At 61.5% G+C, this 24,281-nt stretch carries 25 protein-coding genes; 13 read left to right on the forward strand and 12 right to left on the reverse strand.

The genetic code is table 11. The features are described from left to right. Positions 1-832 precede the first annotated feature (832 nt). Positions 833-1,816 carry a hypothetical protein gene (locus tag M0D43_RS09200; RefSeq protein ID WP_313905075.1) on the forward strand — a complete coding sequence of 328 codons (984 nt, stop codon included), beginning with the start codon at positions 833-835 and terminating at the stop codon, positions 1,814-1,816. 457 nt (positions 1,817-2,273) lie between these two features. Here M0D43_RS09200 and M0D43_RS09205 read toward each other — a convergent pair whose 3' ends face one another. After that, complete coding sequence (locus M0D43_RS09205; protein WP_252164383.1) at positions 2,274-2,837, reverse strand: lytic transglycosylase domain-containing protein; 564 nt, start codon at positions 2,835-2,837, stop codon at positions 2,274-2,276. Positions 2,838-3,210: 373 nt separating this feature from the next. Between M0D43_RS09205 and xopA the strand changes: the two genes are divergently transcribed. Then, positions 3,211-3,618 (forward strand): XopA/Hpa1 family type III secretion system protein, encoded by a 408-nt coding sequence (gene xopA / locus M0D43_RS09210; RefSeq protein ID WP_252165004.1) that lies wholly within the window; start codon positions 3,211-3,213, stop codon positions 3,616-3,618. Between the two features lie 748 nt (positions 3,619-4,366). Here xopA and sctC read toward each other — a convergent pair. The 9 genes from sctC to M0D43_RS09255 all read right to left on the reverse strand — a co-directional run bounded on the left by sctC (position 4,367) and on the right by M0D43_RS09255 (position 11,886). Further along, positions 4,367-6,190: a type III secretion system outer membrane ring subunit SctC gene (gene sctC / locus M0D43_RS09215; protein ID WP_260808146.1), complete on the reverse strand. Its 1,824-nt coding sequence runs from the start codon at positions 6,188-6,190 to the stop codon at positions 4,367-4,369. 81 nt (positions 6,191-6,271) lie between these two features. Further along, positions 6,272-7,102 (reverse strand): type III secretion system export apparatus subunit SctT, encoded by an 831-nt coding sequence (gene sctT, locus M0D43_RS09220; protein ID WP_252164384.1) that lies wholly within the window; start codon positions 7,100-7,102, stop codon positions 6,272-6,274. Then, positions 7,099-7,608 (reverse strand): type III secretion protein HrpB7, encoded by a 510-nt coding sequence (locus M0D43_RS09225; protein ID WP_252164385.1) that lies wholly within the window; start codon positions 7,606-7,608, stop codon positions 7,099-7,101. The genes sctT and M0D43_RS09225 overlap by 4 nt, the downstream gene beginning before the upstream one ends. Continuing rightward, positions 7,601-8,929, reverse strand: coding sequence for a type III secretion system ATPase SctN (sctN, locus tag M0D43_RS09230; protein WP_252164386.1), 1,329 nt, complete (start codon positions 8,927-8,929; stop codon positions 7,601-7,603). Before sctN ends, M0D43_RS09225 begins: the two co-directional genes overlap by 8 nt. After that, positions 8,919-9,620 carry a type III secretion system stator protein SctL gene (gene sctL, locus M0D43_RS09235; RefSeq protein ID WP_252164387.1) on the reverse strand — a complete coding sequence of 234 codons (702 nt, stop codon included), beginning with the start codon at positions 9,618-9,620 and terminating at the stop codon, positions 8,919-8,921. The genes sctN and sctL overlap by 11 nt, the downstream gene beginning before the upstream one ends. Further along, positions 9,605-10,234 carry a type III secretion protein HrpB4 gene (locus M0D43_RS09240; protein WP_252164388.1) on the reverse strand — a complete coding sequence of 210 codons (630 nt, stop codon included), beginning with the start codon at positions 10,232-10,234 and terminating at the stop codon, positions 9,605-9,607. Before M0D43_RS09240 ends, sctL begins: the two co-directional genes overlap by 16 nt. Positions 10,235-10,241: 7 nt before the next feature. Then, positions 10,242-11,003 carry a type III secretion system inner membrane ring lipoprotein SctJ gene (gene sctJ / locus M0D43_RS09245; RefSeq protein ID WP_252164389.1) on the reverse strand — a complete coding sequence of 254 codons (762 nt, stop codon included), beginning with the start codon at positions 11,001-11,003 and terminating at the stop codon, positions 10,242-10,244. Position 11,004: 1 nt separating this feature from the next. After that, positions 11,005-11,397, reverse strand: coding sequence for a type III secretion protein HrpB2 (locus M0D43_RS09250; RefSeq protein ID WP_252164390.1), 393 nt, complete (start codon positions 11,395-11,397; stop codon positions 11,005-11,007). Between the two features lie 33 nt (positions 11,398-11,430). Continuing rightward, positions 11,431-11,886 (reverse strand): HrpB1 family type III secretion system apparatus protein, encoded by a 456-nt coding sequence (locus M0D43_RS09255; protein ID WP_252164391.1) that lies wholly within the window; start codon positions 11,884-11,886, stop codon positions 11,431-11,433. A gap of 214 nt (positions 11,887-12,100) precedes the next feature. Here M0D43_RS09255 and sctU point away from each other — a divergent pair, with 214 nt between their 5' ends. The 11 genes from sctU (at position 12,101) to M0D43_RS09310 (ending at position 20,580) form a co-directional block, all read left to right on the forward strand. Then, positions 12,101-13,180 carry a type III secretion system export apparatus subunit SctU gene (gene sctU / locus M0D43_RS09260; RefSeq protein ID WP_260808147.1) on the forward strand — a complete coding sequence of 360 codons (1,080 nt, stop codon included), beginning with the start codon at positions 12,101-12,103 and terminating at the stop codon, positions 13,178-13,180. Continuing rightward, positions 13,174-15,111: an FHIPEP family type III secretion protein gene (locus M0D43_RS09265; protein ID WP_252164393.1), complete on the forward strand. Its 1,938-nt coding sequence runs from the start codon at positions 13,174-13,176 to the stop codon at positions 15,109-15,111. The genes sctU and M0D43_RS09265 overlap by 7 nt, the downstream gene beginning before the upstream one ends. Further along, positions 15,111-15,752 carry a type III secretion system protein SctP gene (sctP, locus tag M0D43_RS09270; protein WP_252164394.1) on the forward strand — a complete coding sequence of 214 codons (642 nt, stop codon included), beginning with the start codon at positions 15,111-15,113 and terminating at the stop codon, positions 15,750-15,752. Before M0D43_RS09265 ends, sctP begins: the two co-directional genes overlap by 1 nt. Positions 15,753-15,844: 92 nt before the next feature. Continuing rightward, positions 15,845-16,798, forward strand: coding sequence for a type III secretion system cytoplasmic ring protein SctQ (gene sctQ, locus M0D43_RS09275; RefSeq protein WP_252165005.1), 954 nt, complete (start codon positions 15,845-15,847; stop codon positions 16,796-16,798). Beyond that, positions 16,785-17,429: a type III secretion system export apparatus subunit SctR gene (gene sctR / locus M0D43_RS09280; RefSeq protein ID WP_252164395.1), complete on the forward strand. Its 645-nt coding sequence runs from the start codon at positions 16,785-16,787 to the stop codon at positions 17,427-17,429. The genes sctQ and sctR overlap by 14 nt, the downstream gene beginning before the upstream one ends. Before the next feature lie 4 nt (positions 17,430-17,433). After that, a complete protein-coding gene (gene sctS / locus M0D43_RS09285; RefSeq protein ID WP_002802878.1) occupies positions 17,434-17,694 on the forward strand; it encodes a type III secretion system export apparatus subunit SctS in 261 nt (86 codons plus the stop codon). Beyond that, positions 17,691-18,506: a 4-hydroxyphenylacetate catabolism regulator HpaA gene (locus tag M0D43_RS09290; protein WP_252165006.1), complete on the forward strand. Its 816-nt coding sequence runs from the start codon at positions 17,691-17,693 to the stop codon at positions 18,504-18,506. The genes sctS and M0D43_RS09290 overlap by 4 nt, the downstream gene beginning before the upstream one ends. Beyond that, complete coding sequence (gene hrpD5, locus M0D43_RS09295) at positions 18,503-19,441, forward strand: HrpD5 family protein (RefSeq protein ID WP_260808148.1); 939 nt, start codon at positions 18,503-18,505, stop codon at positions 19,439-19,441. The genes M0D43_RS09290 and hrpD5 overlap by 4 nt, the downstream gene beginning before the upstream one ends. 9 nt (positions 19,442-19,450) lie before the next feature. Next, entirely contained in the window at positions 19,451-19,693 is a 243-nt protein-coding gene (gene hrpD6 / locus M0D43_RS09300) for an Hrp regulator HrpD6 (RefSeq protein WP_252164397.1), read from the forward strand. Positions 19,694-19,773: 80 nt separating this feature from the next. Then, positions 19,774-20,055 carry an HrpE family protein gene (gene hrpE / locus M0D43_RS09305; RefSeq protein ID WP_252165183.1) on the forward strand — a complete coding sequence of 94 codons (282 nt, stop codon included), beginning with the start codon at positions 19,774-19,776 and terminating at the stop codon, positions 20,053-20,055. Positions 20,056-20,109: 54 nt separating this feature from the next. Next, on the forward strand, positions 20,110-20,580 hold the full coding sequence (locus tag M0D43_RS09310; protein WP_252165007.1) for a CesT family type III secretion system chaperone: 471 nt from the start codon (positions 20,110-20,112) through the stop codon (positions 20,578-20,580). Between the two features lie 621 nt (positions 20,581-21,201). Here M0D43_RS09310 and xopF1 read toward each other — a convergent pair. After that, entirely contained in the window at positions 21,202-23,205 is a 2,004-nt protein-coding gene (gene xopF1 / locus M0D43_RS09315) for a type III secretion system effector XopF1 (RefSeq protein ID WP_260808149.1), read from the reverse strand. Beyond that, entirely contained in the window at positions 23,202-23,648 is a 447-nt protein-coding gene (gene hap3, locus M0D43_RS09320) for an Hpa3 family type III secretion system protein (protein WP_252164398.1), read from the reverse strand. Before hap3 ends, xopF1 begins: the two co-directional genes overlap by 4 nt. Between the last annotated feature and the right edge of the window lie 633 nt (positions 23,649-24,281).

A 24,281-nucleotide genomic window follows, 5' to 3' on the forward strand; every position in this document is an offset into this window, starting at 1 on the left:
TGCGAGCGAAGAAGTCACGCTGTAGTTGCAGGGGCAGCTGAGCACAGCACATGCACCATGACGGTGCGGCGTGCCGCACATCACGCATGATTGTCCGGTCGACGCGTCTGGCTGCGATTAGCGATGCCACGCTGCAATCAAGATTCTCGCCGCCAGACCCGTCTTGATGCGGTACCCATCGTCCGGCGCCATCGATCAATCGCCCTGCAAGCCTGGGCGAGAGCATGCCGATATCCCACCAACGCGAGGACATGCCATGACGAAGATCCCTTCAGCCAGTACCTCCCAGCAACCGCAAGCGACAAGCGGCGACATTGTGATCGAGATACCGGCACAACGACGCAACGCTACATCGACGCCCAGGATCGATTCTTCTCTATCCGCCCTGGCGCCCAGACCTTCGGGACGACGCAGTAGCGCAGGAAGCGACAGCGGGTATGAAACCGCCACTGACTCAGACCTATCCCCCTATGGAAGTCCACGGCTGCCTGCTTCCCTGCGCGGGGAAGAGAGCAGCAGCGAGCCATTCCATGACGCTGAAGACTCCTTTGAACCATCAGCTCGACCGTCACTTACCCAAGAACACGCTGCACAACACGATTCCCAAGCGCATGCATCCACCTCAGCGACGGGCGCTGCGCGCTTAGGCACACTGGCTGCATCAGTCCGGGCAGGTGCAACACGTGGGGTCACAACCTTACTTGGACCCACCGCGACAGCGGTCGCAGCTGCGGCGCGCGGTGTACTACCGATCAGCTTCGACAAACAATACCTGGGCGCTGCGCTGGGACATCTCGTGCACCAGACCACCTCCGTGGGCCCAACCACTTTCATGCGCGAGTTGCTAGGCGAAGGACTGTTTGCCGCGCTTCGCCATCTCCCACCCGAAGCGGTCGTCGCCATGCAGGCGGTGTCGGGCACGCTGCATCTGGCACTGCATACGCTGCGGCGCAACCGCGAGAACCGCAATCCGGACGCCGCCGCCCGAGGCTTTCACAACCTTAACCTTGAACAGTGGGAAGCGCTGTCCGAAGACGAACGTCATCACAAGAGGAGCGAGCAGCAACATTATTCGGATCTGGTCACCCGGCTCGCGCTGGCCGGCATCTTGAGCAATATCGCCATAGGCGCTGCAGGCAAGGCCTCTGGACGACCGGAGATGGCGGCCAGGCTGCTTGCCAGTGAGCTCAAGATCGCCCCTTATGCTGCGGCCCGCGATGCCATCCAGGCGACGTTCCGCATGGTAGGAATGCGGGCGCCTACCAACGGTGGCGTCAGCGATCCACGCGTCACCAGTGCAGGCAGGTTTTACGGCATGGCCAACGTCCTGACCAACCTGGCATCGAATGAGCTGGAGGCGCCGGACTTTGCATCGGCCAGGCAACGCTGGGCTGGACTGATATCGCCCTTCAACGTGGGGGAGGCGACCAGAGTCGTCTTTCAGCAAGCGGCGGTGAACGCGGCCTTGAATGTCGGTCTGGAGACAGCTGACTGGCTCAATGTCACCCAACACGAGGCCGACGAAGCCGGTACGCAGCAGATCTGGGAACCAACCTTGAAGGCCAGGCGCGAGGACTATGAGCGTGTCATGGATCATTCTGTAGCGCGCACGGCCGCCATCAATTCCAACATCGCATTTGGTACAGCAGTCAACATGATTGGCAACTGGCTCGGTTTGTCGCCAGCGCGCAGCGCACTGCTCTCCAATACGTTGTCGGGCATGGCCGCAGGCATGCAGTACAAGGTCATTGCCGGCACCTGGCAGGCTGCAGCGGCAGTTCGCGAAGCCGAAGCAGCTCGCACGCAAGCTGAGTAAGCCTGACCGCCAGCCGCGCTGGCTATCGAGCAACCGTCGGTTAGGCCAGCATCCGACGGTCGTACACGCACTGCGGGCTCACCGGCAGTGCGTGATGCGGCAGCTGCTTAATGATTCCACGGGCAGCACTCAGCACTTACTAAAAAACGATGACGGAGCGAGGGACGGCGGAGATTAACCGCAAACTACGCTTGGCCTGCCAAGTTCTGGCTGAGGTCGCGACTACCTAGCCTCAGTACAGCAGGTATCCGGACGCGTCACGCACGCCGTCGACACGTGGTGACGCATGCTGCCGTGGCAGTCGTCATTTCAATCACCGCATGCGCGAGGACAAGGTAAACGCGCTATTTTCCGCAGATGATTCCGTGTCAGCGTGCCCCCACCTTGCGCAAGCCTGCTCACTTCACGCCAGGACCCCTACACGCAACCTGGGCTGCACCCTGCAGTGGCACCCGCGCTATTCGGCAATCACACCGCGCCTGATCAGAATCGAATGAATGGCATGCGCATATTTATCGCGCTCCCCCGGCGTTTCGGAATGGTAGGCCCCTACTGCAGCCCAGGTGTTTCCATATTTATTGGTCATCTCACGCAACCGCCAAGCTGCCACATACACACTGATGCACGGATGCATCAATGCGTCCCTGGAGATTCCATAGCTGGATAATCGCCGCAGATGGATGGAGTTGATCTGCATCTTCCCGTAATCAACCGTGCCGTTGTTGTTGCGATGGATTGCGTCGGCGCGACCGCGCGATTCCTGCCAGGCAATGGCACGCAGCACCCAAGGGTTGACGTGCTGATATCCGGCAGCCTCTTCAAAGCAATCCGCGCGTGCGAAAGGCGCCGCGCATGCCAGCGCTGCTGCAAACAAAAGACGCTGCGGTCCGGCTCCTGCCCGACGACCACACCCGGACCTTTTCGCGCGCGAGTATCGCTTTGGCGAAGGCTCGGACCAGAACTCCAAATGCCACTTGGATTGTTTATCGACATGCTGGTATGCGATCGTTGAATCGATCATTTTTCGTTACCTCGATCTCGGTTGAATACAGGTCTCCAGGTGAGTAGAGCGCCGGCACACAAGGACCCACGGCGCTCGACGGCGGCACCATAACGCCACCTGTACGTGATTTACTCAGGACCGACGAAACACTTAACAGGCAAGCGAAAAAACGCTTTTCAACGAGGCTTTCGGTATTTTCTTATCGATCCTAAAACATTTTTTCACTTGCCTTCTTCGCGCGCAAAAGCGCAATTTCGCAAAATTTCTGGCGACAATGGGCTGCCGCTTCTACTGTTCGGTTGGGGCGGAAAAATGCCCCACAACCGCCGTTGCTTACGCCCGGCAGTTGAGCGAAAGACAAATCCCAGTTAATCAGAGAGGAATCATCATGATGAATTCTTTGAACACAACGCAGCTCGGCGCCAGCTCGTCCTTCTTGCAGGTTGACCCCAGCCAGAACACGCAATCTGCTTCGAACCAGGGCAATCAAGGCATCTCAGAAAAGCAGCTGGACCAGCTGCTGAGCCAGTTCATCCAGACCCTGCTTCAGCAGTGCAACAATGCTGAGGAGGGTCAGGGTCAGGGCCAGGGTGGCGACTCTGGTGGTCAGGGCGGCAATCAGCAACCTGGGCAGTCCAATGGCTCCCCCTCGCCATACACCCAGATGCTGATGAATATCATCGGCGACATTCTCCAGGCGCAGAATGGTGGTGGCTTCGGTGGTGGCTCCGGTGGTGGCTTCGGTGGCGGCCTCGACACTGGGGTCAGCCTTGGGAGCAGCAACGGATCGATTCAGTAACGAACTGTTGGCCGCCCCTACCGACCACGGCCTGCAGGTTGCCGCTTCATGCGTCAGCCTGCAGGTGCCCTCATCGCTGTAACCGCGAACATTCGCTACCCACTTCAGGCGGGCGGTTGTTTATTTCGCGCACCAGGTGCCTGATATATAGCCATCGGCATGCGAGCAGAGCCGTTCCGGCTTCAACGCGTCAGTCAATGGCCAGATCTTTTGTTCCGGGACACGCCTTCTCAAGTGGCGCTTCGCTGCTGGCGTGATTTTTGTTCGGCGTGCAATCGCAACCCCTTACTCCATTGTCGCTCGACAAGAGCCTCTGTGCCCACGCACCGGCCCTGCGCAATGCGGCCTGCCTAGGCGCTCGTGACAAGATCACGCGCAACCGCTCCCAATTCAAGGCTTAGACGCCGTTCTGCCCTTTTACCGTTTACCGTTTACCGCAGATACCGAGCTGACTGCCAGAAAGTCGCCTGTCGCAGGTGACAAGCCTGCCATGTGATCACCCAGCAGGCTCGGACGACGCATAAGAACAGCATGTGCGAGTGGCACATGCTGGTTCCCAGCACCGCCCTATTATCATCCAAGTGATGGTCTTAAGCGCTCTGGGTGAACACACATGCACACGCCGATTGCATGGCCCGTCCGATGATTGCCAAAACAATCCCGGCATTATTCGGCCTATGGTATTGACCGAGTATCAGGCACTCGCAGCAACGTCATCATCGCTCACCGATGTCTTTTTAGAAGACCATCAGGGCGACACCACATGCGGGGTCAGCAGAAACAGCCGTTGCATGCGGGACCCACTTTTTTGGCGGTGCTTGAACAGATTACCGAGCAACGGAATCTTTGACAGACCCGGCACCGCATTCAGATCGGTCTCATCGGCATCGTAGGCGTATCCTGCAATCAGCAGGCTCTGCCCTTCGTTGACGAAGGCCTGGGTCGTGATCTCGCTGGAGGTAATGACCGGAATTCCATCCACGGTGTTGGATCCAAGCTGGCCATCCTCAATACGCACATCCAGACGCATCTGACCGTTCGGCGAGCCTGGCACCACGCTGGGCAATACCCGCAACGACACCCCGGCGGAGAGGTTGTATAGATCTGCCGATGCGTATCCGCTGACCCGGACGAATGCCTGTTGTTTGTGGTCCATGACCGCCTCGACGTTGTCCAGCGTCGCAACCTGGGGCGAAGACACGATCTTGGCCTTGTTCGTCGTCTCCAACGCCGACACGCGCGTCATCAGATAGCGTCCGGCGTCTCCCAACACGGCCGTCAAGGCGCCGCCAACCGGCGTGGTCGCGCCATCTGTGGCAGCGCCACTCAATGCGCCGTTGAAGCCCAACTGACCGCCACGGCCGTCGCCGGTCTGTATGTCCGTGTGCTGGCTGTGGAAGCGCCAGTCGACACCGAGATCCTGCATGGCGCCATCGCGGATCTCGATGATGGTGGCATCGATCTGCAGCAACTTGGGCCGGTTATCCAGCTGTTGGATCAGGGTGCCATAGCTCTGCATCCGCTCCGGTCGATCGCGGATCAGGATGGCGTTTGTACGCGGATCGGCTTCGATCACCGGTGCATCGGAGGCCAGCTCTGCTCCACCACCAGCATCGACCGGATTGGACTCATCGCGCCGTGCCTTGCTAAGCTCCGGCCATACGGTGGCGGGCGACCCTGCAGCCGGAGCAGCTCCGCTACCGGGCAACGGCGGGCTGACCGGCATGCGATCGGATGAAGATGCCCCCCCGAACCAGGACGAAGGCAGCCCGAGGATGCCGTTGGCTCCGCCACCTTGACGCTGGGCGACATTGCCGAATGTGTTGGAGGATCCCCCGCCGATCGGCTGCACCCGACCAAAGTTGGCGCCAGGCCCGGGTATCGCCGCGACGGGCGCGCCACGCGCGCCGTACATGCTGCGCAACAGGCTGGCCATGCCTGGAATCTGCACATCCTGACCGCCGATGCGCGTCGTGTGGTCGGCCGCTTGCGCATAATGCAGCTGAAACACTTGCACTTCGGTGGCATCGCGCTGACGGGCGACCTGCTCGACCTGCTTGGCAATCGCCGAAATGGTATCCACATACCCTGGCGGTCCGGAGACCACCGCCACATGCGCGGCCTCGTCGTAGCGCACCGGAAAGCGCGGATCGTCCAGACGCATGCGCGCAAGTGCATCGCGCAGTGACTTCGTCGATGCATTGCCCAGACTCAAGGTCGCGCTTTTTGGCTCGTTTGCACCCCAGATCCTGAGCACGGCGCCGTCGTAGTACCAGACGAAGCCGTAGGTGGACGCCAGGTCGTCGAGGAATTTCTGCGGAGATGTTTCAAATTTGCCGCTCAGCGTCCCGGTCACCTCTGGCGAGATCCAGGTGGCGATGGACTGGCTGGCGGACAAATCACGCAGCACCTCTTTGAGATCCTTGTTGTCGGCAACGTATTTGAACGTGCGCGAATGCCACGGGACCTGGGCGGCGTCGGCATGAGGCGACAACAGCGGCAGCAGGCTGAGCATCAGTAGGGCGGCCAATGGAGCACGTCGGCGGTGGGCTGTGGTACAGGCAGGAGCCATGGCGTTCCCTCTGCTAGGCAAGTGAAGAAGTCGGTAGCGACAAGTGTATAAAGTGCAAAGCCGGGAATGTCTCAATAAAGATCAGTGCAACGCGCCTGCCTTGCCACCCACGTTGGCGGCATCGTGCAATTGCTGCTGGAAATGCAGGAAACCAAGTGCTTCGCCAAATTGCGCGATGAAGACGCTGGTCAGCAAGGCGAGCAGCAATAACGCCAGCACCCCACGGATTGGCTGACTCAAATTCGAAGGTTCGAGTTTGTCGGCCGCTCGCGCCACCAGGCCGATCGCAAGATCCACCAGCACAAGCACCAGCATCACCGGTGCGGACAGTTTGACGACGGCAGCCATCATGCCGTCGGATTGCTGGATCACGAACGATTCTGCAACCGCCCCCATGTTCGGCCCAAGCTGGTTCAGCGGCCACCAGCGAAACGATTCGAATAACGCGCCGAGCAACATCAACATGCCGCCCAAAGCGTAGAACGACACGATGGCCAGTTGCAGCAACACCGTGGACACCGGCGTGCTTTGCTGCCCGCTGAGAGGGTTGGTCATCTGCACGTTGTTGTAACCGGCAAGGTCGTCGATCAGCAGGCCAACGCTCTCGGCGATCCAGAACACCGTCGATGCTGCAAACCCGATCAGCAGACCGATGAAAGCCTCCTTGAACACCACCCCGACCAGGCCAACCGTCTGGATCTTCGCCAGCGCATCGGCCGGCTGCCCGTAGGCGATGAACGAGCTCAGGACGTAGATCACGCCGTTGCGCGCAATTCCGGGAAGGCTGTCTTGCGCCGTTGCCGGTAGTACCGTGAACATCACGAAGACACGCACGCCGCACAGTGCCAGCAGGGTCAACAGCGACACGCCCTGCGAGGAGATGGCCAGCAAGGCATCGGTGGCGTCGTTCATCGGGAGCCTCCCTGCGCGGCGCGGTGCGAACGCAGCGCGACCAGCGCCTCGATCGCGTCTTCTTCTTCCGCTGCGTCGCGTTGCGCCTGTCGGGCGCGTCTCGCATTGGCGGCTTTGTCTGCATACACCTGCGCCTGTGCCTGCAGCTTGCTCAGTGCCTGTTGCACGGATGCGAGCTCATCGCGGGCGCTCTGCAACGACTGGCTCGCCGTTGCCTGCGCCTGCTCGGCAGCGCGACAGGCCTCTACCAGCACGGTGCGGAAGCGTTCATGCTGCAGGATCGTGTCGATATCGATCGAACCACCCACACCGGTCTTGTCCATCAGTGCGGCATCGCAGTTGGCCAGGCGTGTGGTGCAAGCCTCTGCCTCCTGTCTGCAATTGGCAAGTTCACGGTCGCATTGTTCCAATGCACGCCCGCACTCATTCAGGCGTTCCTGCATGCGCTCGCAACGGCGGGCCTTTAGCTGATGCAGCACCGACCAGGTGTGGCCAGACTCACGCATCGTCGGTCACGCTGGCCAGCTGTTCCAGCGTGCTTTCGTATGCACTGAGCTGGTCGGTCGGTTGGCTGAGAAAGTCGCGAATCGCCTCGATTCTCTCGATCGCTTCGTCGGCAACGGCATCGCTCCCCTGACGGTATTCGCCCACCTGCACCAGGGTTTCCACCTCGTTGTACTTGGCGAGCAGGCGCCGCAGCCGGCCGGCGGCCTGGGAGTGGTCGGACGGGACGATCTGGCTCATCACCCGGCTCAGGCTGGCCAACACGTCGATTGCCGGGTACTGGTTCTTGGCAGCGATCTCGCGCGAGAGAATCAGGTGCCCATCCAGGATGCCGCGCACTTCTTCGGCGATCGGATCGCTGCCGGTGTCGTCTTCGGCCAGCACGGTGTAGAACGCGGTGATCGACCCGCTCTCGCCCATGCCTGTACGTTCGAGCAGGCGCGGCAACTCGGCGAACACCGAAGGCGGAAAACCCCTGCGTGTAGGTGGCTCGCCGGCGGCCAGACCGATCTCGCGTTGCGCACGGGCAAACCGCGTCAGCGAGTCCATCATCAGCAGGACGCGCAGGCCCCGATCGCGGAAATACTCGGCGATGGCGGTGCCGACGTAGGCGGCCTTCGCGCGCTCGATCGATGAGCGATCGGAGGTTGCGCAGACCACGACGCTGCGTGCCAGACCATCGGCGCCAAGAATCAGCTCGATGAACTCCCGCACCTCGCGTCCGCGCTCGCCGATCAGCACGATCACATTGACATCGCACTGCGTACCGCGCGCGAACATGCCCATCAAGGTGCTCTTGCCGACGCCTGCTGCGGCGAAGATGCCCATGCGTTGGCCCTCGCCCAGCGTCATCAGGCCATCGACGATCCGCACGCCGGTCGGCATGGGGTGTTCAATCAGCCGCCGACGCATCGGGTCGGGTGCCTGCGCCTGGATCGGTACCCAGGTTTCGCAGGCGATTGCTCCTTGCCCGTCCGCCGGCTCGCCCAGACCGTCGAGCACCCGCCCCAGCAACGCCGGTCCGACCGGCACCGCCAGCGGGCGCCCCAATCCGATCACGCGCGTCTCGCGCGACAGCCCGACCAGCTCCCCGAACGGCGCCAGCAACGCGAGATCACGACTGAACCCCACCACCTCGGCACGCTGCAACACGGTGCCATCGCGTTGGCGCAACTCGCACACCTCGCCCAGGCTGACCTGCACGCCGGCCACCTTGAGCATGGTGCCGACCACTTCGACCACCTTGCCATAGCGACGGCCGAACGCGAGCATGGCCAGCTCGCGCTCGAGCGTTGCCTCCAGCAGAGGAGTCTCAGCCAGCATCTGCGTGCTCCTGGGGTGCGGCCAACACGCGGCGAATGACGCGCCGCAGACTGCGCAGCTGATCGCGCAGATCGGTCTCGAACACGCCCGTATCCCATTCGCACACGCAGGCGCCCACAGCCAGATCGGCATCGCCGCACAGCTCTATCTGCAGGGTCCAGCCCGCCTCGGCGGCGGCTGCATCGAAAGCGCGCCGCGCCGCATCCACCGCGTCGGGGTGCACGCTGACGCGCAGGGCTTTGGCCTCGTCCAGGGCACCTTCCAAGGCCTGCGCCGCACGCGCATACAGCGCCGCAGGATCGTGTCCGAGGATGATGTGCTCGCAGGTGCGCGCCACAATCTCAGCCAAGCGCTCGCGTGCCCGCTGCGCGGCCGTTTCGGCGGCAAAGGCATGGCGCAGGCCCGATTCGTTCCACTCATCAAGCTGACGTCGTAGGCCGGCTGCATATCCCAGGCGTGCGCTGCGCTCTGCCTTTTGGCGCGCATCGTGAAGGATCGCCTCGGCCTGCTGTTGTGCCTCGTCGATCAGCGTCTGTGCACGTGTCTGCGCCTGACTCAGGGCCTGCTCGCAACGTGCGTGCACCTCGGCAGTGGCAGCATCCAGCGCCAGCACCGAGGCCAATGCCTCGCGCGGGATGACATCGCAATCCAGGCCGATCGCATCGGGCGTTGACCTCAACCAGAGACGCATGACGCCTCCGGCATCAGGGTGGGAAGCGCGGTCAGGAATGCATCGCTCGCACCGTCTGCTGCGACAGTCGCCACCTGCACGGCGCCCAACGGCAAGGACAGCGCCAGCAGCTTGGCAACAACCGGGTTGGGCCAGACGCCGTCGGCCTGCATCCGACGCCAACCGTCACCGACCCACGCCGCTTGATCGGCATCGCGCGGTAACAGGGGCAAGGGTCTGCCGGCGGACGCGTTCTGGCGCGCGTGCTCAAGCACGGCCGGCCCCACGCACTGTTCGAGCCAGTCCAGACGTTCGCGCTCGATACAACGGCGCACCGCCAACCCGCGCGAGAACAGCGCACGCGCGATAAGGACCTTGGCCAATAGCGCGGGCATCAGTAGAGCGAGTTGGTTCGCATGCAGGCCGAGTGCAGACGGCGATAATCCCGACCACCCTGACCACGCCTGGATCACCCGCATACGACGGTAGCCGGGCGCCGCTGCCCAGCCCGACGCTGCCACCGGGCCAAGCCAATGCGCCACCTGTGCGGCGTCCAACGATTCCGCAAGTTGCGCCAACGCGTCCGTCCAGCGCTGAACACATCGTGCCGCATTGTCGATCCGCGTGTTGTCCATCCCGCGCTCACCCAGCTTTGCCTTTCGTCAACTCGCGCAGGCGCCGCCAGCCGCCCCAACGGCCCGCCTGCGGGTTTGGCCACCAATACAGCGCCGCTGCAACCGCCAAACACAGCGCCAACGCACACCCGACCAACCACGGCCACAGTGAAGGTCTCGGCGGTGCCAATGCCGTGAACTGCGCATCGCTCTCCGCTCCGCCTGGTACCAACGTGACACTGACGTTTTCGTAGGTCAGTCCCTCCACGCTGTGCATGACCAACGTCTTGATGTTGGGTACCAGACTGGTCAAATCGCTACCGACGCGGAACTTGATGAATACCGCAGCGCTGGAAGGTTTTACCGAGGTGGAAAGCGGGTCGTTGTTGGGCAGTACAATTTCCACATCGGCTGAAATGACTCCATCGATATTCGACAGGGTCTGCGACAGCTGCTGCGATACGCCATAGATGAAACGTACGCGTTCTTCGGTGGGTGTCGAGATCAGCCCGTCTTTCTTGAACATCTCGCCGAGATTGGCGTGCCGCTCATGTGGCAAGCCGTGCGCGCGCAGCACCTCCAGCGAATAGGACACCTGATCGTGCGGCGCGTTCACCGCCCAGGTCTTGCCGTCGTCTGGCGTGACTTTGGACGCGTCTACGCCAGCATGCAGCAGCACCGCGAGCATGTCGTTGGCATCATTTTCGGTGAGCCCGGAATACAGCTGCTGACTGCACGCAGACAGCAGCAGCGCCACCAGCAGCACCATCATGTATCTCGGCGCGCGCATGCTACTGGTTCTTGACCAACGTCTGCACGGAGTTCTTTCCCGATTGCGCCACGCTGACGCTGACATTCAGGTTGAAGCCGACCATGGTGAGCTCGTTTATCAACTTCATCTCTTCCGCTGCGATTTCCTGCAGCCCCATGGTCGGTGCCCGCATGCCGAAGGCATCGATATGCTCGGAGATGGCGCGCACGCCATCATCTTGCACATCGACCATCCGGCTCATCATGCTCGGGTGGCCCACCCGCTGCATGGTAGGCGGCAAAGGGCTTGAGGACTGCATCAGCGCTTGAAAGCGATTCACAAGCGCTTGGTTGGGAGCTGCCACCGGCGACAGTGCTTGGGTAGCGGCAGCACTGGTGCTGGCGATCGCTTGGACAGGAGGAATGAGCGTCATCGCATACTCCTATGGGGTCGGGGCTGGCGTCGATCAGGCACGCAGGTACTGCGAATTTGGAGCTTCCATCGGTGCTGAAGATTCAACCGGCACTTCCGGCGGCACGGACGTTGTGGTGCTGCGTCCGGACAGCGACTTGACCAAGGCCACCGCATCGGCATCGGCGTCTTCTTCGATCAGCCCGTCTGCAACGCCATGCCACGACGCATCGCCCATCGCGAACAGGCAGCAGGCGTACAAGGCCCTGCACAGCGGCTTGGAACCGGCATCGCCCTCCAGCTCGCGCAACAGGCGCGCACCTTCCACGTAATCTCCACGCTTGATGGAAATCCATGCATCGAACGTGTCCAGCGCTTTCAGCTCTGGCCGCAGGACTCGCACTGCGGCCAGGACAGCGGCAGCGTCATGAATCTTTTCGTGGGTGAGTCCGACCGTGATCAGTTCGATGAGCCCACTCACGACCGCTCCGGGACACTGAATCTTTTCCACACTGCACCTCGTTTTTAATGGCATGCGGACCGTACACGTGGGGAAAACTACGCGCACCACGCTGGCCAGATCCTTTCGGAAGCGAATATCGGAATTCGCTGGCGAACAAATCATTCCGGCTTCGCCAGGCCACTCACCTATTCGCCTGGCAAGCGGATCGCTCCATCTCAGCTCACCACAATCGGAGGCGCAGTGATCGCGGAAGGAGAGGGCAATGTCGGAAGAGAAAACCGAAAAGCCGACCGAGAAGAAACTGCGGGATGCGCGCAGGGACGGGGAAGTTGTGGTCAGCCCGGACGTCACTGCAGCCGCGGTGCTCTTCGGCGCGCTATTGGTGATGAAATCGGCTGGCGATTACTTTTCCGAGCATATGCGCGCATTGATGACGATCGGCTTCGATTTTTCGGAAAATACACGTGATGCAGCGGCAATAAACCGCGCACTCGGCCATATCGGCATCCAGGGATTGCTGTTGATGCTGCCGTTCCTGGTTGCTTGCCTGGTGGCTGGCGTGGCAGGCGGTGCTTTCCAGACCGGGCTGAATGCCTCGCTCAAGCCGGTGTCACCCAAGTTCGATTCCCTCAATCCCGCAACCGGGGTCAAAAAACTCTTTTCGTTGCGAAGTCTCATCAATTTACTGAAGTTGATCATCAAGGCCATCTTGATTGGCGTGGTGCTGTGGGTAGGTATCCGCACCCTCATGCCGATGATCATTGGGCTTGCCTACCAGACACCACCTGACATTGCCCAAATCGCCTGGCGCACCCTGGGGATGCTATTCGCACTGGGCGTGTTGCTGTTCGTGCTGGTCGGCGCTGCAGACTGGAGCGTGCAGCACTGGCTGTTCATCCGCGATAAACGGATGAGCAAGGACGAGCAGAAGCGCGAATTCAAGGAAAGCGAGGGCGACCCCGAAATCAAGGGCAAGCGCAAGGAATTCGCCAAGGAACTGGTCTTCGGCGACCCACGCGAACGCGTTGCCAAGGCCAAGGTGATGGTGGTCAACCCGACCCATTACGCGGTGGCATTGGCCTACGAGCCCGATGATTTCGGCTTGCCGCAGGTCGTTGCCAAGGGCGTGGATGATGGCGCGCTGGAACTGCGGGCCTTTGCGCAGAACCAGGGCATTCCGATCGTTGCCAATCCGCCACTGGCACGTGCGCTGTATCAGGTTGAATTGGGCGACGCAGTGCCCGAGCCACTGTTCGAAACGGTTGCGGTGGTGTTGCGCTGGGTCGATGAACTCGGTCGCGACCATGACGACGGCGATAGCGATGGAGCTTTGCCATGCTAGGAGATCGCGTGCGAGCGACAAGGTATTTCGCTTATAGCGGCGAAGTAGCCATCGCCGCCTTGGTGGTGGCGGTCATCGGGCTGATGATCCTGCCGCTGCCAACGCCGCTGATTGATACGCTGCTGGGCATCAACATCACCCTGAGCGTGGTGCTGTTGATGGTCACGATGTATGTGCCCGACTCGATCTCGCTTTCGTCGTTTCCTTCTCTGCTGCTGTTCACCACGCTGCTGCGGTTGTCCCTGAATATCGCCTCGACGAAGTCGATTCTGCTGCATGCCGAGGCGGGCCATATTATTGAGAGCTTTGGCGAGTTGGTGGTCGGCGGCAATTTGGTGGTCGGCCTGGTCGTTTTCCTGATCATCACCACCGTGCAGTTCATCGTGATCGCGAAGGGCTCCGAACGCGTTGCCGAGGTCGGTGCGCGCTTCACGTTGGACGCAATGCCCGGCAAGCAGATGAGTATCGACGCCGACCTGCGCGGCGGCAACTTGACCGCAGATGAGGCACGCCGCAAACGTGCGAGGCTGGCCATAGAAAGCCAACTGCATGGCGGCATGGACGGCGCCATGAAATTCGTCAAGGGCGATGCGATCGCCGGCCTGGTGATTACCATGGTCAACATCCTGGCCGGCATCGTGGTCGGCGTGACGTACCACGGCATGAGTGCGGGCGAAGCCGCTAACCGCTTTGCGATTCTGTCGGTGGGCGATGCCATGGTGTCGCAGATCGCCTCACTGCTGATATCGGTGGCTGCCGGCGTCATGATCACCCGCGTGGCCAACGAGAACGAGACCAGGCTCAGTTCGCTCGGGCTCGATATCGGCCGTCAGCTCACCAGCAACGCGCGTGCTCTGATGGCAGCGAGCGTGCTGCTGGCCTGCTTTGCGTTCGTACCAGGCTTCCCGGCCGTGCTGTTCCTGCTGCTGGCAGCGGCCGTCGGTGCAGGCGGCTATACGATTTGGCGCAAGCAGCGCGACAGCAGCGGCACCGATCAGCGCAAGTTGCCCTCAACAAGCCGTAAAGGTGCCAAAGGCGAGGCGCCACATATTCGCAAAAACGCCCCGGATTTCGCCTCACCCCTGTCGATGCGGCTATCGCCGCAGCTGGCCGCTCTGCTTGACCCCGCGCGACTGGATCAGGCGATCGAAAGCGAGCGCCGCCAACTGGTCGAGTTGCTGGGCTTGCCGTTTCCCGGGATTGCGATATGGCAGAGCGAATCCCTGCAAGACATGCAATACGAGGTGTTGATTCACGATGTCCCCGAGACACGCGCCGAATTGGAGGACACCGACGACATGCAAGCAGCACTGGCCCGGCAGGCCATCGCACCCCTGCATGCACGCGCGCACCTGTTCGTCGGCATCCAGGAGACACAGTGGATGCTGGAGCAGGTGGCCGTGGACTATCCCGGGCTGGTTGCGGAGGTCAACAAGGCGATGCCCGCCCAGCGCATTGCCGATGTGTTGCGGCGTCTCCTGGAAGAAAGGATTCCAGTGCGCAATATCAAGAGCATTCTGGAGAGTCTGGTGGTATGGGGGCCGAAGGAAAAGGATCTTCTGATGTTGACCGAATATGTGCGCTGCGATCTTGGCCGTTATCTTGCGCATACCGCAACCGCAGGTACCGGGCAGCTGCCTGCGGTGATGCTCGACCATGCTGTGGAACAACTGATCAGGCAATCAATTCGCGCGACCGCGGCCGGCAATTTCCTGGCACTTCCGCCCGAGCAGGCGAACCAGCTTGTGGAGCAGGTGGAACGCATCGTGGGCGATCAGGCGCAGCATCCGCTGGCGGTGGTCGCGTCGATGGACGTGCGCCGCTATGTGCGCCGCATGATCGAAGCACGGCTGACTTGGCTGCAGGTCTATTCGTTCCAGGAGCTGGGTTCGGAGGTGCAGCTGCAGCCGATCGGTAGAGTGGTGGTGTGATGCGCAAGCCGCCCCTCCGCCATGTGCGCATCTTGCCGATCAGCGGCGCACTGCAGCGGCCGGCTGCTCCAGCCACGCCGGCCCGGTCGGCGCAGCGCTCCAGCTTCCTGCAACTACTGCGCCAGCGCCTGCGCAGCGCGCAGCTCGCGCTTCCCTGCATGGTATTGCCACCGCAGTGCGACGAGGATCGACCGGAGCCTGAGGCAGAGGACAGGTTCACTCAAGCGGATGACGGCGCACCCGTGCAAACCGAGCCGTCATTACGTGTCGACAGGACGAAACACCAGGAAACGTCCCAGGGCACCGACAATGGCGCAGTCGGGCGACATATCGCGACCGAGTGGATACGCACGCAACGCGCCCAGATGGCGATCGACCACATCGCGCTGCGGGTGGCCGAGTTCTGCAACGCCAAGCCAGTGCGTAGCGCAGGTAGCTGGGAAGCATGGCTGGATATCGATCAAGAGGTCGTCGCACAAACGACGTTGTTCTTGCGGCTTTCGCCGGACCAGCTATCGCTTCGCTTCAATACCAGTTCGCCAGACGCCCGCGAGGTACTTTGGTGTGGAAGGCAGCGTCTGGAGACTGCACTGAAGTCCACGCTGAGTAGCACGCTCCAGATCAGCATCGAGGTTGTCTAACGCGGCACTGGCGACAGACAGCCATTTGGAGGAACTCCATCTTGCTAACCGAGCAGAGCCAGGCTCCACCGGCACGTGCACTGTCTCAGGCGTTGACGCGCGTTGCGGCCGAGCGCGCACAGCTGAGCATGGTGCTCGGCGATCCACGCGCAGCACGCCAATGCGGCTTCGCCACGCATTGCCGCGCCATTCCATCGAATGATGCGGCCCGTCTGCGCCTGCAGTTGGACACCGGCCAGATGGATTTGCGGATTGCCGCGCGCGACGGCCTGGCGCTGCTGTTGAACGAGGACGACGATGCACTACGCGTTTCGATAGCAGGAATGTTACTTGCCGATCGCCTCTGTGCTTTTGCGCCGCTTGGCTTGGGCGCTGCCGAGGTTATCGCCTTCGAGCGTGATGCAGAGGCAGACCACTGCCACGGCGTCGGCATGACACTGGGCGATCTCGATGCGACTGCGCTGACGGCAAGCGCGTCGCTGCTGGCCGCGCTGCAGACCGCAGTTGCCGCACTGCCAGCGCCCGCGCAATTACCAGCCTGGCTGGCTGCACTGCGCGTCAACACGCGCCTGCGCATCGGCGGGCGCATCGTATCGGCGGCGTTGCTGCAGTCGCTGCGGCCTGGCGATGTCTTGCTGCATTGCACCGCCTCGGCTGCGGTAAGCAGCGGCGAGTTGCTCTGGGGTATCGCGGGAGGTGCTGTCTTGCGCGCTCCGGTGCGCCTGAACCTGCAACAGATGATTCTGGAGGCCACCCCCACCATGCAGCACGATACGTTTGAGCCCGAAGTCGCGCAGTCCACCAGCAACGTGGCAGAACTGGAACTGCCGGTGCAGCTGGAAGTGGATCAACTTGCGCTGTCTCTATCGACGTTGTCGGGTTTACAGCCCGGGCAGATCCTGGAGTTGTCGGTGCCGGTGGATCAAGCCGACATCCGCCTAGTCGTTTACGGCCAGACCATCGGCACCGGCAGGTTAGTGGCAGTGGGCGAACATCTTGGTGTGCAGATCCTCAGCATGTCGGAGAGCACGCATGCAGATGCCTGACGTTGGCTCGCTGCTGCTGGTGGTGGTCATGCTGGGCCTGCTGCCCTTCGCGGCGATGGTGGTCACCTCCTACACCAAGATCGTGGTCGTGCTCGGCCTGCTGCGCAATGCGATCGGTGTACAGCAGGTGCCGCCCAACATGGTCCTCAATGGCGTTGCATTGCTGGTGTCGTGCTTTGTGATGGCACCGGTCGGCATGGAGGCATTCAAAGCTGCACAGAACTACGGTACCGGGTCGGAGAACAGCCACGTCGTGGTGCTGCTCGACGCCTGCCGGGAGCCGTTTCGGCAATTCCTCCTCAAACACACACGGGAACGCGAAAAGACCTTTTTCATGCGATCTGCACAGCAGATTTGGCCCAAGGACAAGGCCGCCACGCTCAAGTCGGACGACTTGCTTGTCTTGGCACCGGCATTCACGCTCAGCGAATTGACTGAAGCCTTCCGCATCGGCTTTCTGTTATATCTGGTGTTTATCGTCATCGACCTGGTGGTGGCCAACGCGCTGATGGCGATGGGCCTTTCACAGGTCACCCCGACCAATGTGGCGATTCCATTCAAACTGCTGCTGTTTGTCGCAATGGATGGGTGGTCAATGTTGATTCATGGTCTGGTTCTGAGCTATCGGTGACGCCATGGACCACGACGATCTAGTGCGATTCACCTCCGAAGCGTTGCTGCTCTGCCTCAAGGTCTCCTTGCCGGTGGTCGGTGTCGCTGCACTGGCCGGGCTGCTGATTGCCTTCATCCAGGCAGTGATGTCGCTGCAGGACGCATCGATTTCGTTTGCGCTCAAGTTGGTGGTGGTGGTGGCTGCCATTGCGGTGACTGCGCCGTGGGGTGCTTCGGCGATCATGCAGTTCGGCCAGGCATTGATGCAGGCGGCGTTCCCATGATCCGTCGCATTTCTCCCGGCACCTTGCGGCCCTCGGTTTCGATTGAGCATGGTGCTTCGCATCAGCATGCCGATGCAGCAGGTACCAGCGCAGGGACGCCTACCGACGCTGCGACACGCACTCCGCGTCTGCGCCCTGCCCCACCGCGCAGGCGACGACGCGGCATGCGGTCGCTGGATGGCCAGGAAGATGAATTCGACGCCACCGAGCAGGAAGAGATCGAAGCCAAACGCGAGTGCGCACTGCGCGGACGGGTGAGCGTGGCAATCGCTCCGGCCCAGGGCCGTGAGCATGGCCAGAGCGATCAGCAAGGGGGTGACCGCAACGCGCATGCCGACGATCCGCAGGCGGGTCCGTGGCACGGCGCCGCTCCAAAGCAATTGAGCGACAGCGTACGCACATGCATCGACGCAATCCTCGATCGCTACGTGACCAGCCGCGACGCCGATCCGATGGTCAAGCGACGCGCACTTGCCGCTGCGCTTGTCGAGCTGCGCGCCATCAGCGTTTCGCATCCTGCCGTGGCCCCGTTGACTGCGACGGTCTGGAGGCTGATGCGCGAACATCTGCGCTCGTACAACAAGAGCACCGCGACGGAAAACCTGCAGGCCTTGCGGACGCGATTACTGGAGCTGATGCCGTCAGAGTTGGAACCGGTGCCAGCGTTACGTAATTTTCACCTATTGCTCCCACTGATACTGCTGAATGCGGAAAAGCCGCGCAGGCCAGTCGATCGTAGACATGCCATCACTCGTCTGAACACACTGCTGATTGAGCAACCACACCAGGCGGCTCAGGAGGTTCGCCCATGACCATGCAGCTTCGCGTACTAACAGGAACTCACGCAGGCGCGCGACTAGATTTGGCACAAGGTCGTTACACCCTGGGTAGCGATCCCCAAACCGATATCCGAATAGACGATTGGCCTGGTTGCTCACTCATTATCGAGGTAGACCATGATGGTCAGATCCGCTATAGCAGCGACACGGTGCCGGCAACATCCTTTGTTGCGTTTCAGCCAGTCCGCTTCGGCCCCCTGGTGCTATGCATTGGCGATGCTGGTGCCGAGTGGCCAGACGATGTGGCGCTGCTGGAGAGTCTGCTTTCCCCAACGCCCACTCCGGCGCCACGCACGTCCAGGCGCAACGTCTTGCGTACTGCGGTGGGTGCCGTGCTAGCGCTTGCCGTCGCAGCGTTGCTTCCCTCGCTGCAGCCGGCGTTTTTGTCCGATGCTGCCACCCGGCAACATCCGGAAAATGCGGTCAATCAGGCCAAAGCCTTAGTGAAACAGCTGGGCTTTCGCGAAGCGCACGTAGAAAAGGTCGGCACGCGCGTGCTGATCGAAGGCCTGGTCCCCAGCAGCGCCGATGCTACACGCTTGCGTACGCAGGTGCATCGCTACTACCCAGGCGTCGCCGTCAATGTGGCCGTGGTGGACGAGGTGGTGGCGACGCTGCGCGATACCCTGGCTGACCCCGCACTCAGCGTACGTTACGAGGGCAATGGCGTCTTTTCGGTTTCCGGCAGCAGCGACTATGCAGAACGTGCAAGCCGCCGGATCGCCGACGTCCGCAGCGACCTGGGGCCTGAGGTCCGCGCGCTGCACGTCGAGATCAGCCAGCAAGATCCGTCCGTGAAACCACCGGAAAATTACGACGCGGCATTGCTCGCCGACGGCCTGCATTATGTCGAAACGCCGGACGGTACCAAGCACATGACATCCCTGCCGCAGCAAGCGGCGCAATGAGAGCCCACCATGTTCGATGCCATGACCGATGCAGTGACCCAGGATATGAGCAAGATTTTGCAGACCAAGGCAATGGATCTGTCTGGCGAGCGGCTGCGTAACGTGGAGACAGCGCTCGATGCCACTGCGCAACAGATTCGCGTGCACTGGTCTGCGGCGAGCGAGCAGACTGCGCGCAACGACTTCAACGTCCTGTATGACGGCATCACTGCAGCACGCAACATTGTCGCGCACATCGCAGGCATGCCCTAAATCGATTTCTTGGTCGCTTCGACCAAGCAAAACGCGCCGGCAGGCGCACCCTTACATGCTCACTACGAAGGAGTATTGGTATGCAACTTTTCCCGGGAATAAGCTCAATTAATTCGCGTTTTCACCAAGCTAAGGACGGCGCAACCGGCGGCCTAGCCAACGGACTTTCCGGCGGTGCTGCAATCTCTGGCGCAAGCGGCCAGATGGATTCGCTTCTCGGCGATATGTCAGCCTCGGACGAGGCTCAGAAGTCAATGAACAACAAGATCACGATGCTCAAAAACGATCTGGACTTCAACGTGGCGCTGAACAAGTTCATTGGCAAGGCGGGCGACAACGCTAAGCAGCTCGTTGGCCAGTGATCGGCATAGGCATGCGCAGGGCTTGTAGGGGGCCCCGTGCATGCCTTACCAACGATGAGCGGCGCGCGATTCGAAACCATCGTTCGACAGATCTGCGAGGCACTGGACTTACCGGATGTGGAGTCGGTGCTTAGCCGGCGTGTGCTTTGGGTAGAAGGCTTTGAGGTCTATCTGCACCTGCCGACGCCACAGCCCGAAGACGACGCGCAAGAAGAGGCGCTGTATTTGCGCATCGCCTATGGGCTACCACCTGCCGGGCGGACGTTGACCGTTTTCAGGCTTTTGCTCGAAGCCAATCTCTCAGTGTATGCGCAGGACCAGGCACAGCTTGGACTGAACGATGACGGCGTTATCGTGTTGATCGTGCGGGTACCACTGGACGACGACGTGGATGGCGCGTGGATATGTGACCTGCTTGCCCACTATGCCGAGCATGGCCGTTACTGGAACAATAATATCTTCGTTGCGCACGACGAGATGTTCGAAGGAATCGCAACGGGCAACTATCTGTGGTTACGCGCCTGATGCAGGCTGGTTGGCATCTGGCCGCAGCGTCAATCACGGCTGCAGCGACGTCGATCTGCCATGGATCAGAAACCCTGCTTGCCAGCCCCCTCAACCCGGCTTGGCACTCTAGCTGCCTCATGGCACCAGTGGCTCTGACTGTCAGTTCACTTGAGAATGTCGAACCTGACGCGCCTGCGTCTGCCCAGATTTGCTCCACGGCATACGCTCGGAGGAGCGATCGCGGGTCTGTCCTGCCAGCTCACCGCAATGGCCGACACCGCACAGAAAAAAGACAGGCGCGGACTTCCACGTCGCGCGCATCCGCTGCGATACCTTCTGCACCGATGCTGTTGGCGCTGACGCGGGACACGGCCGCCTTTCCGGCGAGTTCTTTCTGCTGTTGGAGTTCCGCGGTGACCTCACGCGGTCCGAAGCGACTGCGCAACCGAGCGCAGATGCAATGCCTGCGTCCGTGCAGTGAGCGGCTTACGAGGCTGCTTGAGGTACGGGCCACGGTATTCCATCCTTGCTGGGACCGCTAACCGGCCAGGCACCACCACCGAGCCACAAACGCGACGACAGCGACGTCTGTGGCGGCAGTGTGCATCGCGCATGACGATCAACGCGGCAGCTGAGCGCTCATGCTCGCCCGCTTTGCCACTGGCGAAGTTCCTCGCTCTCATTCAATGCACGCTTGAGCGTTTGCAGCTGACCCTCCAGTGCCCGCGTGGCCTCGTCTCGCGGGACTCCGCTAAACGTTTGACCCCACCCCTCATGCAGTGCAGTGCGTACCGCATCGATGGTCGCGATCGAGACGGACTGCGCGCCGATCTCTGTACGCAATGTCTCCAGGGTCGTACGCAATGTCTGACCATGCGGCCCAGGGCCAGGCACAGCGCTCCTGCCCTCCTCCATGGCACGCTCTGTCTCGGCAAGTGTCGGCCCCGAAAGCCTGGCGATCGCCTGGTCGACGGGCTCGGCCAGGGCCTCAAGCGTTCGTGCGATGCTGCGTTGATGCTCGGCTGCAAGTGCGGCACGTTCGTTGTCCAGGCGCGCCGCCTGGGAGGTGTTGGCGCCGTTCCTGGCCTTGAGCGCATTCCAGAACGTATCGTTAAATAGGGTTTGCACGGCCTGCTGCACGACCACAGCCGTGGAATTGGCTGCTTCGCCAGCAGCACGGATGTGGCTCCCCCCACGCAACGGCGCTGTGATGATGCGCGCGGCCCCCATTGAGCCGAAGCTGGCCATTACATTGCTCAGCATGTGGCGGGTCAGCAGGTCGCGCGCCGTCGTGGCAACCGCGTTTGCGCTGGTAAAACCCTGCCTTGCCAACGCCAAGGCTTCCTTTCCGGTTTCCAGTAAATATCTGGGCGGGAAATGCACGGCGTCCGACCATTGCGCAGGCCGGCGCGCTTTGTCGGGCAACGCCAATACAAACAGATTCAGCCGTTGCTCTCCGCCAAGTAGATCCGGGACACTCAGTTGGCCGGTACGTGCCACAGCTTTGCCTGTTTCAAGCAATGCCTTTTGAACCACCCCGGCACCGCCAATGGCCAGCGCACTCAACCCCAGCTGGCCGGCAGGCGTCAGTAACCCCGGATTGCCACCAGTCCGGCGCGCGGCATTGAACCCTGCATTGATCGCTGGCTTGAGCAACAAGGTATCGAGTGATTGGGCATCCAAGGTTGATTGGCGCTGAGTGATCCACAGGCGGTGGTCGTAGGTCTGGGCCTTGAGTTCGGCAAGCGTGGGCGCGTTGTTCTCGCCCGGACGCGTGAAGCGCTTGCCCTCAGCAGTAACTTCCAGAATGACCGGTGGTGGATCGGGCACCAGGATCTTGGGGTCGATGGCCTGAAACCTCGGCAGGTTGGCAACGCGCGCGCGCCGATCCATTGCCGGGATCAACAATGTATCGCTGGTATAGGACGCCGACCCCGCGGCCGCACCAGCAACCATCGCTGTACTGAGCTCCTCCCCGTCAGCCGGGCGTCCGGCCGCGTAGGCCGCACCCGTGGCCAGACCGAACGGGTTACGCATCGCACCGGTAATGAACGACCGTAGACATTCGTAGGCGATCGGCAATGTTGCTGTTCTGCCCGCTGCCTTCATGTCACCAACAGCCTGGTACCCAGCATCCGGCCCGAAGGCGGTGATGCGTTCCTGTACGCGTGCGTCGGCCCACTCCAGATAGCTGGCCTGCAGGGCAGTCTGCTCTGCCGAGGGCGCAGCAAATGGCAGGGCGTCCAGGCGGGCTCGTAGCTGCGCTTTCACCTCGGTGGCCGCCGCCGTGCTGCGCTCGGCATAGGTCGCGGCGGCGGCAGGCACATCCGGTGTTTCGATTTGCGGAGGTGGGAACACGACGTGCGCGGTGTAAAACGTTGCGTCCGACGATTGCGACGACCTGGACCGATGTGAGCCGCCGTATGTGGTCCCATCCTCATCTGCATCTGTCCTCGCGCTACCGGAGAAAGATGCGCGGCGACCACGCAGCGTCGCGCTGGAAGAGGCCAAGCCCGCAAGCGGGCCGGTCGGCGCCCATTCTTCCCGCGGGGCAGCAACTTCTTCGGCCTGCGTTGGTTGTACGGGAAGACGCGAGGCTGCGCGGCTACTGGAAGCCGTGCCGATATCGCTGGAGAGTTTCATGAGGCCACCTCCTTCGTCGTATCGACCTGCGTCGCCAGCGCGTCCAGCACGACACGTGCGACCACCTGCCCACGGTCCAGTGCAGCGGCCACCTCTTCAGGCGTGCGCACGAGCAACAGCGGGCAGACGCATAGCAGCCCGAGATCCGAGAGCGTGAGCCGCCAGCCATATTCGGTCAGCAGTTGCTCCTGCAGCGACAGCAGGGTCACCACCTCCTCGCCTCCAAACTCATGTGCCGCCAGGGGCAAGATTACTTCCGGGAAGGCCATCAGGTCGCCTGGCTGCCCCTGCGTGTGGACACGGCACAGCATGCCGGCAGGGCCCAGAATGGTTTCGCCTTCGCCGAGCCGCTGCGCAAGCTCACCAGGTAACCCGAGGCACGCGCTCAGGCCGATAAAAAAAGCGGTATTCGCTGCTTTTTGATTGTGCGATTCCAACGTCATCTGAAGTACTCCGTGAGGAAATTTCGATGGGTTGCTACGCGTCAGCGCGCGCAGCACATTGTTTTGCCCCGGAATATGCGCCCCAACGAAGCAGTGCGAACGACCCGCGCCATATACGAAGTCGGGCGCGTGTAAATTGCCCAACCGAAACCTGCGCCACGCTTTACAAAGCGGACACAAGCGGAAGAGAGCGACCCTGATTTAGCGCAGGATCCAGGACTTTGTAAACGCATCTGCAGGTGCCACCGGTCATCTCACATCCAGGCGGCTTACTGACGCAACGCGCGTTATCGAGAGATTAACCATCTGCGCACATCATCAGTGTCAGCTGCAGCGTTTGCCATCGCGTTGATTCACTGCAAGTCCCATCTGGCAACCCAGATGATCCCAACAAGCTTCATGGCCGTGATTCATGGCTCCAGTCGGGCAATGAAAGAAATGTCATGCAACCAGGTTCCGTTAAGTCCCCCTGGTTTTTCAGCAAGCCCAGGCCTCCGGTCAGAACAGCGCCCACAATCTGATACTCGGAGTTTCGGCCGCCGTGTGGCAGAGAACAGACGATCGCTGCATATACCTCGAAACACCACGACGATCCGCGTCTTGCGATGCACGTCGTATCGATGTGCATGAGTT

The sequence above is a fragment of the Xanthomonas prunicola genome, assembly GCF_025266575.1.
Classification (GTDB): domain Bacteria; phylum Pseudomonadota; class Gammaproteobacteria; order Xanthomonadales; family Xanthomonadaceae; genus Xanthomonas; species Xanthomonas prunicola.

What these genes read in the sequence shown, in the direction of transcription:
- hap3 (WP_252164398.1), bottom strand. Translation starts at nt 23,648, where the DNA reads ATGACGTTGGAATCGCACAATCAAAAAGCAGCGAATACCGCTTTTTTT.
- M0D43_RS09265 (WP_252164393.1), top strand. Translation starts at nt 13,174, where the DNA reads ATGCTAGGAGATCGCGTGCGAGCGACAAGGTATTTCGCTTATAGCGGC.
- M0D43_RS09290 (WP_252165006.1), top strand. Translation starts at nt 17,691, where the DNA reads ATGATCCGTCGCATTTCTCCCGGCACCTTGCGGCCCTCGGTTTCGATT.
- sctS (WP_002802878.1), top strand. Translation starts at nt 17,434, where the DNA reads ATGGACCACGACGATCTAGTGCGATTCACCTCCGAAGCGTTGCTGCTC.
- M0D43_RS09200 (WP_313905075.1), top strand. Translation starts at nt 833, where the DNA reads ATGCGCGAGTTGCTAGGCGAAGGACTGTTTGCCGCGCTTCGCCATCTC.
- hrpE (WP_252165183.1), top strand. Translation starts at nt 19,774, where the DNA reads ATGCAACTTTTCCCGGGAATAAGCTCAATTAATTCGCGTTTTCACCAA.
- hrpD6 (WP_252164397.1), top strand. Translation starts at nt 19,451, where the DNA reads ATGTTCGATGCCATGACCGATGCAGTGACCCAGGATATGAGCAAGATT.
- M0D43_RS09310 (WP_252165007.1), top strand. Translation starts at nt 20,110, where the DNA reads ATGAGCGGCGCGCGATTCGAAACCATCGTTCGACAGATCTGCGAGGCA.
- sctT (WP_252164384.1), bottom strand. Translation starts at nt 7,102, where the DNA reads ATGAACGACGCCACCGATGCCTTGCTGGCCATCTCCTCGCAGGGCGTG.
- sctJ (WP_252164389.1), bottom strand. Translation starts at nt 11,003, where the DNA reads ATGCGCGCGCCGAGATACATGATGGTGCTGCTGGTGGCGCTGCTGCTG.
- M0D43_RS09250 (WP_252164390.1), bottom strand. Translation starts at nt 11,397, where the DNA reads ATGACGCTCATTCCTCCTGTCCAAGCGATCGCCAGCACCAGTGCTGCC.
- hrpD5 (WP_260808148.1), top strand. Translation starts at nt 18,503, where the DNA reads ATGACCATGCAGCTTCGCGTACTAACAGGAACTCACGCAGGCGCGCGA.
- sctN (WP_252164386.1), bottom strand. Translation starts at nt 8,929, where the DNA reads ATGCTGGCTGAGACTCCTCTGCTGGAGGCAACGCTCGAGCGCGAGCTG.
- xopF1 (WP_260808149.1), bottom strand. Translation starts at nt 23,205, where the DNA reads ATGAAACTCTCCAGCGATATCGGCACGGCTTCCAGTAGCCGCGCAGCC.
- sctR (WP_252164395.1), top strand. Translation starts at nt 16,785, where the DNA reads ATGCAGATGCCTGACGTTGGCTCGCTGCTGCTGGTGGTGGTCATGCTG.
- sctL (WP_252164387.1), bottom strand. Translation starts at nt 9,620, where the DNA reads ATGCGTCTCTGGTTGAGGTCAACGCCCGATGCGATCGGCCTGGATTGC.
- sctC (WP_260808146.1), bottom strand. Translation starts at nt 6,190, where the DNA reads ATGGCTCCTGCCTGTACCACAGCCCACCGCCGACGTGCTCCATTGGCC.
- sctU (WP_260808147.1), top strand. Translation starts at nt 12,101, where the DNA reads ATGTCGGAAGAGAAAACCGAAAAGCCGACCGAGAAGAAACTGCGGGAT.
- xopA (WP_252165004.1), top strand. Translation starts at nt 3,211, where the DNA reads ATGAATTCTTTGAACACAACGCAGCTCGGCGCCAGCTCGTCCTTCTTG.
- M0D43_RS09225 (WP_252164385.1), bottom strand. Translation starts at nt 7,608, where the DNA reads ATGCGTGAGTCTGGCCACACCTGGTCGGTGCTGCATCAGCTAAAGGCC.
- M0D43_RS09205 (WP_252164383.1), bottom strand. Translation starts at nt 2,837, where the DNA reads ATGATCGATTCAACGATCGCATACCAGCATGTCGATAAACAATCCAAG.
- M0D43_RS09240 (WP_252164388.1), bottom strand. Translation starts at nt 10,234, where the DNA reads ATGGACAACACGCGGATCGACAATGCGGCACGATGTGTTCAGCGCTGG.
- sctP (WP_252164394.1), top strand. Translation starts at nt 15,111, where the DNA reads ATGCGCAAGCCGCCCCTCCGCCATGTGCGCATCTTGCCGATCAGCGGC.